13 protein-coding genes and 2 riboswitches are annotated in these 18,786 nt (G+C 50.4%); of the genes, 4 read left to right on the forward strand and 9 right to left on the reverse strand.

From position 1 onward, the window contains the following. Positions 1-28 precede the first annotated feature (28 nt). On the forward strand, positions 29-1,606 hold the full coding sequence (locus tag I6N98_RS13390) for an MFS transporter (protein WP_198568854.1): 1,578 nt from the start codon (positions 29-31) through the stop codon (positions 1,604-1,606). Here I6N98_RS13390 and I6N98_RS13395 read toward each other — a convergent pair. Together I6N98_RS13395 and I6N98_RS13400 are read right to left on the reverse strand one after the other, a co-directional pair. Continuing rightward, positions 1,603-3,177, reverse strand: a complete 1,575-nt coding sequence (locus I6N98_RS13395) for a class I adenylate-forming enzyme family protein (RefSeq protein WP_198568855.1) — start codon at positions 3,175-3,177, stop codon at positions 1,603-1,605. The two genes, I6N98_RS13390 and I6N98_RS13395, sit on opposite strands and share 4 nt — an antisense overlap. Before the next feature lie 107 nt (positions 3,178-3,284). Beyond that, a complete protein-coding gene (locus I6N98_RS13400; RefSeq protein WP_198568856.1) occupies positions 3,285-5,588 on the reverse strand; it encodes a TonB-dependent receptor in 2,304 nt (767 codons plus the stop codon). 505 nt (positions 5,589-6,093) lie between these two features. Here I6N98_RS13400 and I6N98_RS13405 point away from each other — a divergent pair. Beyond that, positions 6,094-6,864 (forward strand): site-specific integrase, encoded by a 771-nt coding sequence (locus I6N98_RS13405; protein WP_198568857.1) that lies wholly within the window; start codon positions 6,094-6,096, stop codon positions 6,862-6,864. Between the two features lie 2 nt (positions 6,865-6,866). On the opposite strand, the gene I6N98_RS13410 is transcribed toward I6N98_RS13405, so the two are convergent. After that, positions 6,867-8,003: a P-loop NTPase family protein gene (locus I6N98_RS13410; RefSeq protein WP_198568858.1), complete on the reverse strand. Its 1,137-nt coding sequence runs from the start codon at positions 8,001-8,003 to the stop codon at positions 6,867-6,869. A 105-nt stretch (positions 8,004-8,108) separates the two neighbouring features. Here I6N98_RS13410 and I6N98_RS13415 point away from each other — a divergent pair. Next, a protein-coding gene (locus tag I6N98_RS13415) for an IS3 family transposase (protein WP_374964823.1) occupies positions 8,109-9,265 on the forward strand; the annotation gives its coding sequence in 2 pieces (ribosomal slippage) (positions 8,109-8,354 and positions 8,357-9,265; 1,155 coding nt in all). A 7-nt stretch (positions 9,266-9,272) separates the two neighbouring features. Here I6N98_RS13415 and I6N98_RS13420 read toward each other — a convergent pair. From I6N98_RS13420 to I6N98_RS13430, 3 genes are all read right to left on the reverse strand, one after another. Next, positions 9,273-9,869, reverse strand: a complete 597-nt coding sequence (locus I6N98_RS13420) for a UvrD-helicase domain-containing protein (RefSeq protein WP_232787340.1) — start codon at positions 9,867-9,869, stop codon at positions 9,273-9,275. Next, the gene (locus I6N98_RS13425) at positions 9,866-11,662 is read right to left on the reverse strand and encodes an ATP-dependent nuclease (RefSeq protein ID WP_198568860.1); all 1,797 of its coding nucleotides are present in this window, start codon (positions 11,660-11,662) and stop codon (positions 9,866-9,868) included. The genes I6N98_RS13420 and I6N98_RS13425 overlap by 4 nt, the downstream gene beginning before the upstream one ends. A 67-nt stretch (positions 11,663-11,729) precedes the next feature. Continuing rightward, complete coding sequence (locus tag I6N98_RS13430; RefSeq protein WP_198568861.1) at positions 11,730-12,464, reverse strand: tyrosine-type recombinase/integrase; 735 nt, start codon at positions 12,462-12,464, stop codon at positions 11,730-11,732. Positions 12,465-13,258: 794 nt separating this feature from the next. Then, positions 13,259-13,342: riboswitch (glycine riboswitch) on the forward strand. Further along, positions 13,343-13,440: riboswitch (glycine riboswitch) on the forward strand. It abuts the riboswitch before it with no gap. 22 nt (positions 13,441-13,462) lie between these two features. Between I6N98_RS13430 and I6N98_RS13435 the strand changes: the two genes are divergently transcribed. After that, complete coding sequence (locus tag I6N98_RS13435) at positions 13,463-14,080, forward strand: trimeric intracellular cation channel family protein (protein ID WP_198568862.1); 618 nt, start codon at positions 13,463-13,465, stop codon at positions 14,078-14,080. Here I6N98_RS13435 and I6N98_RS13440 read toward each other — a convergent pair. Genes I6N98_RS13440 through I6N98_RS13450 form a run of 3 tightly spaced genes read right to left on the reverse strand, consistent with a single transcriptional unit; the run spans position 14,056 to position 18,778 of the window. Further along, the gene (locus I6N98_RS13440) at positions 14,056-15,288 is read right to left on the reverse strand and encodes an NADH:flavin oxidoreductase (RefSeq protein ID WP_198568863.1); all 1,233 of its coding nucleotides are present in this window, start codon (positions 15,286-15,288) and stop codon (positions 14,056-14,058) included. The two genes, I6N98_RS13435 and I6N98_RS13440, sit on opposite strands and share 25 nt — an antisense overlap. A gap of 33 nt (positions 15,289-15,321) precedes the next feature. Next, entirely contained in the window at positions 15,322-16,149 is an 828-nt protein-coding gene (locus I6N98_RS13445) for an SDR family NAD(P)-dependent oxidoreductase (protein ID WP_198568864.1), read from the reverse strand. Between the two features lie 34 nt (positions 16,150-16,183). Then, positions 16,184-18,778 (reverse strand): TonB-dependent receptor, encoded by a 2,595-nt coding sequence (locus I6N98_RS13450; protein WP_198568865.1) that lies wholly within the window; start codon positions 18,776-18,778, stop codon positions 16,184-16,186. Positions 18,779-18,786: the final 8 nt, after the last annotated feature.

The following is an 18,786-nucleotide window of genomic DNA, read 5'->3' on the forward strand; positions in this document are numbered from 1 at the left end:
CCTCACAAACCAATAACACGAGACGCCCATGAACAATGTCAGCGAGACCCCGACCACGGGTATAGAAGGACGTCGCAAATCTCCGTGGCCCATTTTTCTGGTTTTGATGCTGGGCAGCTTTATCGCTATAGAAGCGGCGACATTCCAGGCCCCGGCCATGCCAACCATCGGCAAGCACTTTGATATTTCCGAGGACGCCACCGCCCTATTGGTGATGCTTTACTACCTGGGGCTGGTGGTCTTCAGTCCGATCTTTGGCCGTGTCGCGGACAGCTATGGCCGCAAAAAGGTGATCTGCCTGGGGCTGAGCTGCTTTATAGTGTCCGAGAGCGCCGCCGCCCTGGCCCAATCCTTTCCCTTTCTTGTCGCTGCCCGCTTTGTTCAGGGGATGTCCGTTGCGGGGATTCTGCCGGTGGTGCTGTCCTACGTCGCCTATCTATTCCCCCAGGAAAAGCGTGGTCTGCCCCTTGGGGTACTGATCTTTGCCATGTCACTGGGCGCTACGACCGGGGCGTTATTGGGCGGCGTCATGATAGATGCCTTTGGCTGGCGCTCTATCTACTGGGTAAGTGCGGGCATGGGCGTTGTGGGGCTATTGCTGATTCTGTGGCGAGTCCCCGAAACCACCCCAGCCCAACAACGCTATCAACTGGATCTGCCCGGTGCCGCCATGTTGTTACTCACCATTGGCACCTTATTATCAGTGCCCACCTGGATGAGTAAATATGGTCTGTTCAGCAGCCCAGCAATGACCGCCCTGATCTTGGGTCTGGTTTTTCTCACCCTGCTTTGGCATATAGAAAAGCGCGCCACAATGCCCGTTTTCGACACCCAGATTATGGGCCGCAAGAATTTTCTGCTGCCCGGCTTTATCTACTTGTTATTTTTGGTATGTCACGGCGGCGCGATTTACGCACTGGTGTTCTTCATCAGCGGCCGGCCCGACGGTAACGCCTCCCAGGTCGGCGTGACCCAAATGTTTATGTTTGGAGCGAGCATGCTGGCAGGACTGATCAGCGGCAAACTTGTCGATCGCTTTGATGAGCGCCGGGTCATTATCGGCATCGTCGTACTGATGCTGACCAACTTACTGGTCTACCGTTTTTTCCTCAATCTCAGCACACCGCTGTGGTTCATCATTGTGCTGGCCTCCCTGCTGGGTACCGCCCAGGGAATGAAAGGGCCGGCGATCATGAAATTGGCCCTGCGTCATGTTCCTACCCAGAAAATCGGCGCCGGCAGCGGGCTGATCTCCATGATGCGGGACTTCGGCACTCCCGCCGGGGTCGCCATCGGACTAGCCATTTTCACTTCGCGGCGCCAGAGCGCCACCCAGGCATCGCTGGAAGATCAGGCAGTCAACCTGGGCATCACTAACCCAGAATGGCTGAGTGCATTGGGTGATACCACCCGCGCCCAGGGCCTGTCGGAGTTGCAAGCTGCTCTGGCAGCCCAGGGCAGCAGCGTTGAACAGTTAATGTCAGCCGCAAAACTAGACGGGCTCGCCAGCACCTTACCCGCCGTGGGTACAATCATGATTGCCGTGGTCACGCTCGCACTCGTACTCGCGCTGTCACTGTCCAAACCCAAAAAGGCCCTGCTTTAAAGGGAAAGCAGGGCGATACAGGCTTTCTCGATCGGCTTTTCAGAGGCCGTTTTGGGAATGGCATCAAGAACCTGAAACCGCTCCGGAACATCGTTTTTTTCCAGAGCGGTTTTGCAGTATTCATGCAGCACCGATTCAGAAAACTCGCTGCCGTCTCTGGGAACTAGCGCCGCCACCAAGGTTTTCTCTCCCGCTATATTGCCCGATGTCGCCACGCCGTAGACAAAAACATCATCGACCTGGCCTGATTTCAGTAGAACCGATTCCACCAGACGGGTATTCACAAAATCTCCGTTACGGCGCACACCTCCCCCGGCGCGGTGATGGAAGAAGAACCATCCCTGCACATCTTTATGGCCAAGATCACCCATATGCAGCCAACCATCCCGTACCTTCTCCGACGAAGCGCCGGGATTTTTATAATAGTTCAGGGTGATAGCCTGACCGTCCCGGCGTCGAAAACAGATCTCTCCCTCGACGCCGGGCGGACATACCTGTCCCCGCTCGTCGAGAATTTCCGCCTCCCAGTCATGGCCCGGCTTGCCAATACTGCCCACAGGCCCCACGCCCGGCGGATTACCCAGGGAGCCTCCTTCCGTGGCGCCGTAACCTTCACAGATCGACACCCCAAAGCGGCGCTCAAAATCCTGCCAAAGGTGAGCGGGCATACCAGAACTCATAATCAAACGCACGGAGTTAGCTGCATCACCCTCCTGCTCAGGCATAGCAAAAACTTCGGGAATCATACCGCCCAGCAGACTGAATATCGTGCAGCGGTATTGCCGACAGATCTGCCACAGTCGGCTTTTGGTAAATTTGCGGCTGATGACCGTGGGGACACCCAGCGCCAGGCCATTGCGGAGAAAGTTCTGGGCGTTGATATGGGTAAGGGAAAGGCCAGTATACAGCACATCGTTGCTGCCGATAGCCAGCTTTTTGAGGCTATCAGCCATACCCATGTACTGCCTCTGACTGAATACCACAGCCTTGGGATTACCAGTCGTGCCCGAGGTGAACATCATAAACATCGGCGTATCGCCAGCGCGTTCAAGCATTTCACGCAGCGGGTCGGCAGCCACTAGCGTCTGGTGGTAATCCAGCACTTGCAAGCCTTCCCGGCAAACAGGAGCCCGGCCAGGAGTCTCATTGACGCAGAGAATCCAGCGCAGCGGGGGCAGGTCAGCGCACACAGCCAAGACCTGCTCAAGACAATAGTCCGCACAGATCAATCCTTCACAGTCGGTATGATCGAGCATGTAGGCCAGTTTATCCCCCATCGCTCTGGGGTCGATGGGCACAAAGGGCACCGCCAGTAGGGAACACGCCACCATCGTCTCAACAAATTCTGGATGGTTGTTCATCATTAGCGCCACGTTTCCAGTTACGCCCAGGTGACTTATGGCTCCTGCCAGTAATTGCCCCTTGCGCCAAAGTTCGAGATAGCTTCGAGCCTGATGATGAAGCCCACCCTCAGTGCCAGGGTAAACAAACTTTAGAACGTCAAAATCTGGCGAGGAGGCCGCTCCCCGCTTCACAAGCTCAGCCAAAGACAAGTGCTCAAATTCAGACATTGCTGTACTCCCTTAGCGAAATGAGCTGCGTTCACTTTTTAAATAGGCATAAAAAAGCCAGCTACGAGAGCTGGCAAAAGATAAAACTCGACCTGAGGGAGATCGGATCAAAAGTTGTAGGTCAGATCCAAACCGAAAGTCCGGGGCTCACCCAGAGGCTGGTTGGCGATGGCCAACGAGCCGGGGAAGAACAGGTTCAGACCGGTGGTGGAATATTCCTCATCAGTCAGATTACGTACCCAGAAAGACACATTCAGATTGGTGTCCTTCACGTCCAACTGAGCCCGGGCACCAAACAGGGTAACGCTTTCTGTAGTGGCGGCGGGGAAGGCATCAATGCCTGCCTGGCCACTGGAAATATTACCCAACATTTTGGAGCGGGAAGACACATTCAAATCCATGGTCCAATCACCGATGGCGGTGGGCAGGAAGTAGTTCAGGCGAGCGGTTCCCTCAAACTCGGGAGCTGAAGGCAGAATCGGCGTAGTCCCTGTGTCCGGTTTGTCGAAGGACCAGTCCAGATAACCCGCCGTGACTGTCAACATCCAGTTCGGAGTAATCACCCACTGGGCATCCACTTCAATACCATCAATATCCGCATCGCCCGCGTTGACTACTTGGGTAATCAGCCCCGAAGGGGTGTTCACCAGATTGGTCTGCTGGGTATCTTCATAGAAGGTATGGTAGTAGGCCGCGTTCAGTTTGACTGAATTGTCAAACAGCTCTGACTTTACGCCAATCTCGATATCCGTGGCCGTTTCCTCCTCAAAAGGCTCGCTGGTCGCTTGATCCAACCCACGGGCATTCTGACCACCCGAACGGCTTGAACTGGCGGTTTTGGCGTAAGCCATCACATCCTCATCAAAACGCCAGTCAACCGAGGCAGTCCAGGAAATAAACTCATAAGTCTCTGAGTCTGACCAGGTGCACTGATTGAAGTCGGCATTGGGCGGCGGGTTACCGGAGTCAATTCGACACGCTGCCGTAGAAGGACCGGGATCGGGTCCGCCGAGGGGCACTGCATATTGCTGGGAAAAGAACGCTTTTTCATCCTCTGTGACCCGGACCCCCAAAGTGGCATTGACGGTTTCGCTCAACATAAAGGTACCCGATACAAAAGCCGACTGGCTCTTGTTTTCAGCCTCGCCAAGGCTGTAGTTGTAGTCAACACCATTTTGATAGGTAGAAAGACCACCGCTGCGTGATAGGTCAAAGCCGTCCTCTTCAAAGTAGTAAAGGCCAGCGATCCAGTCGAGGAAGCCATCAAATGCCAGGCCGCTCAACTGCCACTCGATGGAGTCCTGCTCGGCCACCTGTTCAAAGGGAAAACTGAACTGAGAAACCGGCGCGCCGGTACCGTCGACATCACTCATGTAGGCTGTATCGACGTCGCGATTACCGTAAACCAGCTTGGTCTGCAGGTTGTTAGAGATATCGTATTCCAGAGTCAGTGCCAACGTGTCGGCATCCGCATCGGAATAGTTACCATAGTTTGCGGCAGAGTCGTAAAAGTCACCCGAACTGCGCTGCAGCGGGAAATAGCCGGGGGGCGTCGGCTCGTCACCGGTGAAACCGGGTTGATGAGAACGGTTTCGGGAAGCCATCGTCATGTAGGACTTATTCTGCTCATAGGTAAACATCAAGCGCAGTGCATCTGTTGGGTGGTAGGTGACGCCCACCCGATAGACCTCATTATCACGGGTGCCCACGTCCTCAGTTTCACCCGTGGGGGACTGGGTAAAACGGTCATAAACCGTGATCTCGCCAAAACCGTCCTTGCGCTCATCCTTTTGTGCGACAACGCGGACAGCCAGCACATTCGGGATTACCGGCACATTGATGGCGCCGCCAACTTTACGGCTATTGTAGTTGCCTACACCGGCAGTGACGTAACCGTTCAGCTCCGCCATCGGGTCCGCTTTTTCAGTCAAGATTTTGATCGCGCCACCAGTGGTATTGCGACCGTAAAGGGTCCCCTGAGGGCCTTTAAGTACTTCTATCCGGCTGACATCAAACAGGCTGTTGGCCGTACCATAAGCCCGAGCCAGATAAACATCGTCAATATACCAACCCACGGATGGATCTAAGGTAATCAGATTGTCCGTCTGAACCTGACCACGAATAGTCACCTTCGCAATACTACCGCCCTGGCCGGGCGCCGGCTCAATGTGAACACCGGGAGAAAAGCTGCCCAGATCCTGAGTATCACTCAGGTTGAGGGCTTTAAGATCCTCCGAAGACATGCTGGTTACCGCGACGGGCACATCCTGCAAAGTCTCTTCCTTTTTACGGGCGGTAACCACCACCTCTTCGATGGCAAAACCTTGTGCAAGTACGGGCACCTGTGCACCGGCAGTACCGGCAACAGCAACCGCGACTGCGGAAGCAATTCTGGATAGTTTGAGACTCATTTTATTCTCCCGGTGATATGGCACTTTTTATCGTTTTTGGCGTTATCGTCAATTACTACAGGGCAGCAGCACTGCACAGCAAACCACTAAAAACGGTACAATCATACATATTATTAACATGTTTTTCAATATTGTAACTCGAATTCTTATAGGTACTTTCCCGTATCAGGGCACCCTGCCCTGGATCCAAGTACAGACCAATCTCCCTTGCAAAAATAGGAAATGTATCCCGGTCTCTCATTGATAGACAAATATATAACTGATATTTCGTTAGTTATATGCCATGTGACTGGAGAGCAATGTGGATTCAAAGGGTCAATGCAACACGCTACTCTTTAACTTATTGAGAGGGCGTATGAATGACTCAAAGAAAACGCATTTATTACTCGGACAAACAAAAGGCTGAGATGTGGGATCGCTGGCAGCGAGGCGAGTCAATGCTAATAATAAACCGTTAAATTATCATTATTACGGATTATAACTGCAGCCCTCTTCGAGGTATTTCATGCCCAAATCTGGTCAAGCGCGTGTCCTTACTGCTGAACAACAAGATCATGTCTTCGATGTGATCCAGCATCACCGGCACCCTGAAAAGAACACCGCCATCATGCAGATCAGTTTCAAGCTCGGGCTACGGGCCCAGGAGATTGCCCTGCTTCAGATAAAAGAGATCGCGAAGCTGAATCCCTCAGGTACCGACTTCAAGCTGCTCGAAGTTATGAGCCTCCCAGCGGCTTATACCAAGGGCGCTGATGCCATGGGGCGATCCAAAACTCAGTATAAGCGGCGAACAGTCAGTTTCGATGTGGCAAGTTTTGATCAAGTAGTCCGCCAAGTCGAGGCTCTAGCAAAAGCTGGCGTTGAGGTGAATCCAGAGGATTTCTATCCGCCAGTCAGAAAGCATCGCGGAAAATCGCGTGATCTACCCATGGTAGATGCGGCGCTTCGTGCCGCGCTGACAGACCATTTGCGTTTACGTATAGAAAAAGCCGGAACGCTCAAGCCCTCCTCCCCTCTTTTTATTACTCAGAAAGGTGGTAGCTACTCTCCAAACACCTTACAGGAGCACATGGCAGTAATACTTCGAGATTGGGCCTGCATCGAAAAAGCGAGTTCACATAGTGGCCGGCGTTCTTTGATAACGAATGTGATTCATAAACAGAAAAAATCGGTAAAAGTCGCGCAAAAAATTGCTGGTCACGTAAATCCATCGACCACATTGATCTACGAAGAACCGCCCGAAGGCCAGATAAAAGAAGCCTTGGAAAATATTTAATGTTACAGCGTATGCTTCCCGACAATTGGGCAGCCCGGAAATATAGGTTGAAGCAGTAAAGTATGAAATTTCGCCCTTGTAACTGCGACCCGTAGTATTTTACGACTACGTCTATAGGGCGCCGGATCTCCCCACCACACAAAGGAAGACTCGAAACCTTTCCCATTATGGCGAGATTCTCTAACGACAATAACACCGTCAAATTGCTTGCCTTTAGATTTGTGTATTGTCATAACCTGAATACCCGGAGGATCATCAACTCCGTTGAGAATCTGGTCTTGAGCTAGAGCGCTTTCAAGGACTTCTCTCGCACCGGTATAGTGTCCATCCCGTGCCCACACACCTCCCAGCCCCGCACTTATAAGGCGGCCTCTGTTGAACGCCACTAAATAATCTAAGTTTCGTGCAACCTGGACTAAATCTTGGTCACGGGTTCGCCGAAGTTCCCTCTTAACAAAATTCCAGTCCTTAGCCGGATCACCCGACAGAGTATTTTGGCTTATGGTATCAATCAAGCTAAGAACGTTTTGAACAAATGCAGCCTTAGAAACCTTGTCCTCTCTAGCCTTATCAGCCCACCCTAGCCATTTAGCCGAAACTGACACTTTTCCAGTGGCCTTCTTGGCCGAAGCTAACAACTCTAGAGCACAAGCCAGATCGTTTAAACGATTAGACTCGCCTTTTGGTTCTAACAAAAAAGCAGCAAACCTAGCATTTAGTATCGACTCAGACTCATCAAACGCGAGACTATGTCGAACAGGCTTTTCATCAGAATTTAATGCGGCTGATATTTTTGCCGCTGTCGCTCCTGAGTGAGCTAGTATTGCTATACTTCTTGCATACGTTCCTGTTTTTCGCTTAACAGCCCTATGCAATGCGCCTAGAGCCATCCTAAGTCTACTATTTTGACTCCGCGTCTTAGGGTTTAGAGTTAGTGAAGAAATCCCTTCATATGGTGCCCCCCTGATATTCCCCGAAAGAATATCTTGACCAAAAACTGCTATTTCTGTTCCTGAGCTGCGATGGTTTTGGGCGCCTAAATCGACTTCCAGAGGATCTAGGGCACCTTTAATTGCATCAATTCGTTCTGGACCCACGCCAGGAAGATGATCAAATATCTGCTGTTCTAAATCAGCCAAACAAACGATTTGGCTGTTGGACGATAGTAATTCAATACATTTTGAATCGCCCCCAGTTTGCTAGACACCTTTTAGCCATAGAAAATGGCACAAAGAGAGGTGTTTATGAGCAAGCAGCGTTATCCAGAAGAGTTCAAGATTGAAGCGGTTAAGCAGGTCACGGTATCGGGTCACAGCGTAGCCGATGTGGCCCAACGGCTAGGCACAACAACTCATAGCCTTTACGCATGGATTAAGCGTTACGGCCCTAACTCAGAAGCGCATCGCAAGGAGTCCGATGATGCTGCGGAGATCCGACGTCTACAGAAGGACTTGAAGCGCGTTACTGAAGAGCGTGACCTGTTAAAAAAAGCCGCGGCGTACTTCGCAAGCCACCCCGAGTAAGATACGCCTTTATCGCTGAACACCACAGCTCTCATTCTGTACGGCAGTTATGTCAGCTGTTTGGTGTTCAACCCAGCGGGTACTACGCCTGGAAGAAACATCCAAAATCCAAGCGACAGATTGATGATGAGCGTCTTACTGGTCTCATCAAGCAGTATTGGCTTGAATCAGGCTGCGTCTATGGCTATCGCAAGATTCATAGAGATCTAAGGGACGCGGGTGAGCGTTGTGGCCTAAATCGCGTACATCGTTTGATGAAGCTTGAAGGCATTAAGGCTCAGGTTGGGTACCGCAAGCCCAGACAGCGCGGTGGAGAACGACATGTCATCACACCCAATGTGCTAGACCGGCAGTTTGATCCGGTCATGCCAAATCAGGCTTGGGTTACCGATATTACGTACATCAAGACCCATGAAGGCTGGCTTTACCTCGCAGCGGTGATGGATCTCTTCTCTCGCCGTATCATTGGTTGGTCTATGCAGTCTCGCATAACCAAAGAGCTTGTGCTGGATGCATTACTAATGGCTGTCTGGCGTCGAAAACCTATAAAGGGAGTGCTGGTTCACTCGGATCAGGGCAGCCAATACACAAGCCATGACTGGAGCGAGTTTCTCAGAGAGCATGGCTTGGAGGGGAGCATGAGCCGCCGAGGCAACTGCCACGACAACGCGGTTGCGGAAAGCTTCTTCCAGTTACTAAAGCGAGAACGAATAAAGCGCAAAATATACGCGACACGAGATGCAGCAAGGAGCGATATATTTGATTACATCGAGATGTTCTACAACACAAAACGACAGCATGGTTCCAACAATGGGCTGTCGCCTGTAGATTATGAGCGTCAGTATTTAAAAGAGGCTGAAAAGCGTCTAGTGAACTAGTGGCGATTCATTTCCATGCTTCGGGCCCAGTATCTTGAGCTTCATCTACAATAATAAGTGGATATTTTTGGGAAACTAATTCCCGGATATGTGAGCTTTTATCAATCAGTGCCAACGCATTCTCTGCAAAGAGATCAAAGGCAATTTTCCCTTCTTGTATAAATAAGTCGTTCCGCCTTTTTAACCAATCCACCCAGTCGGAATTATCATCGTTCCTATCTTTCTTTTTTATCGAACCGTAGTAAACCTTTTCATCAGACGGTAGCAGTATTTTAATTTTCTTGGGAGCCCCGAGTAAATAACCATGCGTAGAGATTAGTGACCAAAAAAAAGAATGGAATGTTTGCATACTTAGCTTTGCTCTATGCTCTCTCTGCACCTGCTGCCGTATAGCTTCACCAACACGAGCAACTGCCGCTCTGGAAAAACTGAGGAACAATACTGACTGCCAATCTTCCATTCCTGAGCTTATTCGTGATGTTGCCTTTTTAAGGGCAATTGTTGTTTTGCCGCTTCCAGGCCCACCAATGACTAACGCGTGACCGTCGCAATCCAAAAGACTTTGACGAAGGGGGCAAATTTCCAAATCGACATCCTGAATCAAAGGAGGCTAACCTCGACAGCATCTGCACCATGATCAAAGTCTGACTTGGGGAATTGCTCGTATACTTTATTTAAGAATGCGACAACTGATTCTGGAAGCTCTTCAACTGAGCAGCTTTCAAGCAATCTTGCAGCCCATCCAGCTCCCTTTTTGCCTTTCAATGCTGATCTCACAGTTTTTTTCAGTTCTTCATCATCGGGCCTATCTTCTGGAATCTGAAAACCCTCGTTGTCTCCCGTTTCTCTTAGGTTGACAAGAAAGTCCCACTGACGATCTAGGCTCACTTCATTTGCGATTAACACTTCAAAGCCTTTATGCTCATGCTCAAAATCCACGTCAAAAGCATCTATTAAGGCCTGCTTGTTTTCAGGCTTCCTATTCAGGAAGTCGTAAAACGAAAATGTAGTTAACCCAAGGTCTTTAAAAAAGTTCCCGAACTTAACCATATTGCTTTCAGTCTCAGCATCGAAAAATACGACGCCAGAAATATCTAACGGCTGAAGATCGGGATTATTTTCCTCCAGTTTTCTAGCTACTACAGGAAGCGCGTGAAACTCTGTAAGACCTTCAACAACAATCGCACCTCTACCTAATATGCATTCAGATAAACCTCTTCGAGCATAACGCTGAAAGTCGTTACTTTTAAGTCCACTCGCTTCCGATATTTTTTGGCTCGAAACACTGGCCTCTTCATCGCGGGTCAAAAGTAGAGTTTGATCGGGCTGAAATCTCTCAATAACAAATGGTGAATGCGATGTAACAAACGCTTGGGTAGTACTTCGGAGTAAATAGTCAGCAATTCTACGTTGCGTATAGGGGGGAAGTGCGATCTCGGGCTCCTCCATAGCAAAAATCACGGAACTCGGTTTTATCTCCGCAATAAAAGACAGTAACGCAAGTACAAGTACGTTCAACGTTCCTGTGCCAACTTGCTGAAAAGGTACAGGGGCCTGATCCTTTGACATGGACAAGAAAAATGCCATTGTTTTGCGGAGGTGCTCTCTCGTTAACTGAGAAACGTATAAGCTTGTTGCGCGTCCATCAACGCCAGAGGATATATATTTACCTAAACGCTCCTCAATGGCAGTTAAGACAGGGTCCAGGTGGGCAGCGTCTTTTTCAATATCAAGCTCACGAAGACGTTTAATCGCCTTTTCCCATAAACCTCCACGTGCACCTTCCAACCGAAGAATAATATCCAGAAGAGACCCTCGCTCCAGACTAAGAGCCCGCGAACCAGTTCTGAGCGTCCGAAGATACAAAAAGCCGAACATCCGCTTAACTGCTTTTCCAACCTTATTCAGCTCGCCATCTTCTGCTGTGGGGCTATGAGAGAAATAGGTTTGGGCTTCGAATTCGTCTTCTTCGCAGTTGTAGTTTCCAATCGTCTCAAGGCGCAGACACTTAACAGCAGCAGGTGGGTTGGCAAGGGTAAGCTCGCCAGGCGAGAGCAATCTACTTTCCTCCTTGCTCCAGAACTCTATATGTTGACCACAGCGGCTTTCGACCTCTTCACTCAGCTCAATAAGTACTACTTCAACCCTAAGTGGTATAGGCTCAGGGTCTTCATCCTCATTTTCGCCAAGTTTCAAATATTGGGCATTGTAAAAATCAAACTCTTCAATCGGGGGGAATCTCGATATTCGATCAGGCCCAAGAACCAAATCAATGGCTTCGCATATTGTACTTTTACCGATGTTATTGGGACCTAATATGAGACTATGGCCATCAAAAAAAAGCTCTGCATTTTTAATGCTTCGAAAGTTGTTAATAGTCAACCTGACAATTTTCAAATCCAATCTTCCTTGTCTAGTTTGTTATTTGTCGTCATCGAAAATCGAAGTTGTCGCCAAATTCCGCTTAGTGAAAATCCACCCCGTCCAAAAAATGTCCGCCATCGGCGGTGAGCACATTGGTGTAGATTTCAGTACTTTCGATGGATTTGTGCCCGAGGAGCTGGCTGATGATCTTAAGCGGCCGTCCGTGTAAGAGCAGATGAATGGCAAAGCTGTGCCGAAAGGTATGACACGTAATATTGATGGGCGCGCCCCCTACTCTTCCCACTAAATCATGGATATGCCGGTTCACCGTCTGGCGGGCCATGGTGAATATTCGCTCATCCTTCCTGAAATGCCCCGCGTACAGGTAGCTCTGAATCCGGTCGATCAACAGGGGATCGACAATGGGGATCGCGCGTTTGGGGCTGCGAGCGAGTTGAGCGTTCGTCGGCCGCCCCGGCCGCTGTTTCAAGGTCCGTAGCACCACCAGGAAATCGTAGCCATCGTCAATAAAGTGGCAGGGCGTGAGCGCCAAGACTTCCGAGATGCGGGCGCCAGTGGTCCACATCAAATCGAGGATAAGGCGGTAGGTTGGGTGTTTTTCGGCATCGAGCAGGCCGAGGGTTTCGGGCTTGAGCAGGTAGGCGGGCATCGTGTCGACGGTGTCGAGCACCATCGCGCGCTTGGCGATCAGGCGCTGCCAGTCGATTTGCACATGCTGAATGGGGAACGACTCGAGGCGCGGTTCATTCGGGTAGAAGAGCCGTTTGGGCCGGGGCGCGGGAAATGCCCCGCGGCTGTCCTGAATCCGTACCAATTCACCTAATTCCTTGGTGCACTTTCGTCCCTGTTATACGCCCGGATTTCGCGATGTGCAACCCCAAAAAGACGAGAAAAAAGGCGGTCGACGACCATTGCACCATTATAGTTATAAATGGTGCAAAACACTGATCATAGATTAAATTATAGGTTTAAGATTCTCCAGAATCTAACTAGCTTTTCTTGTTAAGCTTCGATCAATAAAAACAGTGTTTTCTCCTACCATATTTCTCTCGGTCATGATCTTCAATAGAAACCTGTATAAAAACAACCAAAACCATTCGCATAGTCATTTTAAACAATATAAATACGATTAATAATTATCTTACGGATGCGTTTCCACCACTAACATAGTAGAGATAATAGGCCACTAGCTATATATTGAAGCAAACACAGCAACGTCAAAATGTTTTCAGCATCGTTAAACCATGGCGCTCGCAGTTAGTCACCTCAAAAATCGTAGCCGATTAAAAGCTACCAGAGTCGATATGGCACTTTATTTTTAGCCTCGTTCTGAATTGAGGTGCTGGAAGATTCTTACCCCAGCGCAAATTCTTGAGCACAAAATATCAGCATTCCTTCAATTCGGGACTTATTTATCGATTTGCCCGACCAGGCACGTTTGAGGATGGTGACGACAATTCCCGCACACTCACTAGAAATACGTAGCACTTTAAAACTAAGAGGCATTACCCGGGAAAAGCCGGTTAATTCTTGCCCCCTTACGACCACACAAGCTCCTGTCATATTTACCACGGGAAGATGTCGCCAAAATGTTTCTAGTGGGCTATCATTGCGACTGCAGGAGAGAGGGCACAGCCCCGCCGAAGGCGCAAACTCCCATAAACGCTCAGGCTCAGGTACTGCAACTTTCACATCACGCCGACTGGAGAGAGGCTGCTCAAGGCAGTCCGCCGAAGGGGCAAGCAGACATCGTCTGTAAACTCTCAGGCATCGAGGACAGGGGGAGAGGCAACAGAATCACAGGAGATCTGTGTGCTGACCTCTATCTATCTTATTGCCATCACTGCTGAGGCCATGTCAGGCGCGCTGGCTGCGGGCCGTCGTAATATGGATCTTTTTGGTGTGGCTGTTATCGCATTCGTCACTGCACTAGGTGGTGGGTCTGTGCGAGATGTGTTGTTGGGCAATTTCCCTGTAACTTGGACTCAAAATCCCCACTATATTTACTTAACCGTTAGCGGCGGCCTGCTCGCGGTAGCATTAGCTCGTTTTATGCACCGTCTCCGCGACCTATTTTTAGTATTGGATGCACTGGGCCTTGTAGCCTTTACGATTATTGGCTGTAACGTGGCAATGCAACTGGGCTATGACGTACCCATTGTGATTATATCGGGTATCACAACAGGTATCGTTGGCGGGATTCTTCGCGACGTTTTATGCAACCGCACACCCCTCGTTTTCCGTCAGGAGCTTTACGCCACCGTCTCCCTGCTGGTGGCGATGTGCTACTTATATCTACTCAACTATCAGGTTTCTGCGGACACGGCGTTACTGGCCTCGTTTAGCTTGGGGTTGCTTTCAAGAATGTCAGCGATTCGGTGGGGCCTTTGCTTGCCCCTATTTCGCTACTCGCCGGCACGATGGGATTGACTCTCACTGTCAGCTAAAGTCAAACCGTATTCGGTGCAGTGAATTCCCAACGGGCTCTCTATTGTACCCACACAGCGATTACAGTGGGTACAGCGGCTAGCTGCATGGGGGTCTGAGTGTAACTGCTTGGGTAAATCGGGATCCGCAAGTAACGCTCGCCCTAACTGGACGAAGTCAAAACCTGCACTGAAAAGCGTCTCAAGGCTGCGGCCGCTACTGGCACCACCAATATAGATCAGTTTACAGTTAACCGCTTTGCGTATGCGCTTGGCCTGCTCAATAAAATACAGCTCATAAAAGGGCATAGAAGGGAACATTTTCTTCCCAACTAGCCGATAAAGAAGGCGCATCGCTCGGCTTTTTTCGTGCTCCAGCAGCGCCGGCAGAATGCTCTTTCCTCGAAACATGAGCATAGGGTTCATGGTGCTGGTACCACCACTGGTAACAATGCCGTCGATGCCGTTTTCGTCCAGTGCCTTGGCAATCACCACAGCATCGTCATAATCCAGTCCGCCACGACGCCCTTCGGACATGCTAATTTTTCCCAGTATAGGGTAGTCTTGGCCCACAGCGTCGCGAACCGCAGCCAGAACCCGCAGTGGCAATCGCAGGCGGTTCTCTAAGCTACCACCATATTCATCTGTACGTCGGTTTGTGAGGGGGCTCAAGAATTGGCAGAGCCCATATCCGTGCCCAAAATGGATTTCAAGCGCGTCGAAACCCACTGATTTCATAAAGAGGGCCGCCGATCTATATTTTCCCACCATGTCATCAATGTCACCGATGCTCATCGCATCGGCTAGCCACATGCCCTCAGTGAATCCGAGGATATTGAGCCCCTTGCTAGGTCCTTTCGGTCGAACAGTCAGGTTCCGGTTCTTCGAAAACGCCCCGCAATGCCCCATCTGACCAGAGACCTTACAGCCCTTGGCATGGAGCGAACTGATCAAGGCCTCTAGCTTATCCCGGATCGCTTCCTCCATGACCATCATATTGGCGTTCAACGCACCCTCTGTCGCCACCGCACAGTAGCCAATGGTGGTCATCGCTACCCCTCCATCAGCAAACTGACTATGGAATAGCTCTAGACGCTGGCTAGGCTTTCCGCCCGGCGTCATGTTCTCAAAGGTACCTGCCTTGATGATACGATTGCGAAGGAACAACGTATTGAGTGAGCCTGGTATTAACGCAGGGTGGGTATGATTCATATTACTTTACGCTTTTAGAAAAGTGGGCTATCACTAAGTTGGGTTCACCTTATTGACGCTCTGATAGGTGTTAGCAAATACAGCCGAAACTAGCCCAGGGCACAGCTTAACCATCCAATTGAAGACGCGCGCATCAATACCGACATATTTCTGCCGACGGTTACGTTCGAAAGCATCAATGATGCACTTTGCCGCTTTTTCTGGGGGAATACCGAAACGTTGCGCAAGGGCTAGGTTTTTTTTAGCCTGGGCAATATCATCAGACTCACTTAATGTCGCCTTGATCATATCGGTATTGATGGCGCCTGGAAGAATACAAGTAACACCGATACCATAACTGGATAATTCAACCCGCAGACTCTCACTGAAGGCCTGCACCGCGGCTTTACTACTACTGTATGAACTCTGGCTCGGCATGCCATAGCAGGCAGCCATGCTAGATATATTGACGATGTTCGCCCTGCTGTGTTCTTTCAGTATGGGCAGAAAGACCTGACACAGTGACACCGTAGCCCAAAAGTTCAGATCGAATACCCGCCGCCAATCTTCAATGCTGTGTGACTCGATGCTCTTCTGCAGAGTAATTCCCGCATTGTTGATCAAGCAATGCACACTACCGTGCTTACCTTTTACCTCTTGCGTTAGCGCAGCGATTTGATCACTGTTTCTCAGATCGGCAACGTGCGCCGTTATATAGTTATTACTACTCGCCAGCGTCCCCACTAGCTCTGCCAGTTTTTCGCTATCGATATCAACTAGCGCCAAATTCCAACCCCGTTTCGCCAGTTCCCGCGTGAGAGCGCTACCCAATCCTCCAGCAGCCCCTGTGATGACGGCCACCCTGGCATTCGCAGATTTCACCTGTGCATCTCCTTCTCTTCGCAGTGGCGGCATTCTAGAAGGTCTTTCTCATTTCAATGCCGTAGGTTCTAGGATCCCCCAACACTCGGGTAAACGTTCCAATACTGTCGCCCGCTGATACCGCGCCGATGTCGTAGCGCTCATCCAATAGATTTTTTGCATAGATCGAAACGCTTAAATCGTCTCGATCCAAATCCCACTTTACACGAGCATCAACGAGGAAATAGGCATCGGCATACGCGTTGGCTTTATTCTCCTTGGCAGACTCCCAAGCACCTCGATCCAAACCCAGATAGATTTCACTTTTGTAGCTGATATCTACACGCGGTGTGAAAAGACCGTATCGAGTATCGATAAGATATTGAAAGCCGAGGGACGCGGTCGTATCGGGTGACACAGCGAAGTCCTCATCCGAGCGATCAATCGGTACCCGTTCGCCGCGTAAAGCCAAGGATTTGAGGTCATTGTCCATAAACTCTTCAAAACGGTAGTCGTTGCTGCTGTAAGTAAAGTTTAAGACCGCGTCCGCACTGGGAAACCACACTACCTCCAGCTCAGCCCCTTCTATCACTGATTCGCCGGCGTTTTGCGACCCCACCACCAATGTGTTGTTACTATCGACATTTACCGTAATGAGGTGCATGTTTTTAAATGTCATCGAGTAGGCTGCGATATTGACACGAAGCGATTGCTCTAACGCGTCGATTTTTATGCCCAGCTCCCGGTTTTCTAACTCCTCGGGTTCAACAACACTAAGACCATCCAGTCCAAATGGCTCTTGGAACCCGGATTTGAAACCATTGCTCCAGGTACCGTAGATCATGGCAGAGTTGAGCCATGTTCCATCCAATATCGTATCTGGCACAAGATAAGCGGAGGACAGCATCGGCGTAAATTGACGGAACGTATCCTCACGGGTATCAACTTTGGGCGCCCCGAGCGGTGCTCTGATGTCGCCGGGGAAGCGCTCCCTTAAGATATTATTGGCGATGGTGAGCGGATCTTGGGACCATCGGCCGAGAAAGGCCATCGCGCCCATATCGGGTAACACGGGGACAAAACGCGGATCGGCACCGCTGACGATTGAGGTGACTTCGGCTAGATCAGCACTGCGTGTTACCAGGTACGAGTCTCGTGTTTCTTGAGTGTAACGTCCGCCAAATGTGACCTCCCAATCACGGGTGACATGCCAGGTTGCCTGAGCAAAAGCGGCTATCGTCTCTCCGTCGATATCAAAATCCTGCACGGTGGCCAATGGCAGCGCACCCGCCACGAGCGGCACCGTACCGCCGGGTACGAGACCGGTTAAAGAGTTGAGTAAATCGGTGACTGCACCGGCATCAAACCCTTGCTGCCCGGCAAACAGGCCAAGAAAGTTAACCGGCTCAGATCCAATTAATGGATTGGCAGTGTTAAATCGTTCCGATTTGAATTCATTTTGAACGAACAGCCCCGCCGTATAGTCGACGTCCTCAAAGATCAGGCCGCTCAACTGTACTTCAAGTGTTAGCGATTCTTGCTCACTATCTCCCAACAGATCGGCGCGCAAAAACTCGGCTGGACCGCCCTCATCCGCTGTGGTTTGCGGATTTATTTTAGTAGCATCCCGGTAACCGATAATCGCCTTTAGGTTGTGACTATCACTGAGCTGGTAATCGAACGTGAGGCCCAACATCAACTCATCTTGGTCTTTTTGTTGCCGCTGGCTATCGCCCTGGTTGGTACGCAGATCGCCCTGAGCACTACGTCTGTTGGCATTACAGTTATCGACATAAGCAGAGGGATTATTGGGGTCCGTATCGCCGGGCCACAAAATACCCAGGCCATTGACAAACAACGCGTCTTCATTGGTGATACGGCAATGGTATGAGGGAAAGTTTTCACGGATTTTTCCCACAAAGGCAAAGCCATCCACTGTTAGCCCTTCAGAAGCTATCCAGCGGCTCTGCAGAATCGCCGACAAACGGTCTATCGATTGGTTCTCACGCCCCGTAGCATCTTTCAGAAAGCCGTCACGGCGGCGGCTGTTGAATGAGAACCGAGTATAAAAATCATCGCTGACAGGCACGTCAAAGGCCGCCTGTATACGCTGCTCATTATAGTTACCGACGCTTGCCTCAACATAGCTATCCGCATCCTCGCCGGGCTTTTTCAATGTGAAGACGAGAGCACCACCGGTATTGTTTTTACCGAATAGCGTGCCCTGGGGCCCCCTGAGTACCTGGACACTGCTGACATCGATAGTGTCGAGTAACTGTCCATCGGGCCGTGGTATAAATATACCATCCAAGTAAACACTGACAGACGGATCGAAGCGGGCGAAGGGTGCACGCTGCCCGATTCCTCGTATAAAAATCTGCGGCGACGTGCTGTTGTTGATCTGTAAGCTAGGAACAGATTTACTCAATTCCTCTACCGCCAATATCCCACGGTCGCGCAAGCTCTCTCCGGATAGGGCAGTAACGGCAACAGGGGTTTCCTGAATACTTTCTTCGCGTTTTCGAGCCGTAACCACAACCTCTTCTAGTCTCGGCTGCGCATTAGCGCCTTCCTGAGCCGATACGCTGAACGCATAGCTAAAGGGAAAAGCGACTACAAAAGGTAAACAGTAGTGTTTTAATCTGTCCATAATAGGCA

The sequence above is a fragment of the Spongiibacter nanhainus genome, assembly GCF_016132545.1.
In the GTDB taxonomy this organism is placed as follows: domain Bacteria; phylum Pseudomonadota; class Gammaproteobacteria; order Pseudomonadales; family Spongiibacteraceae; genus Spongiibacter; species Spongiibacter nanhainus.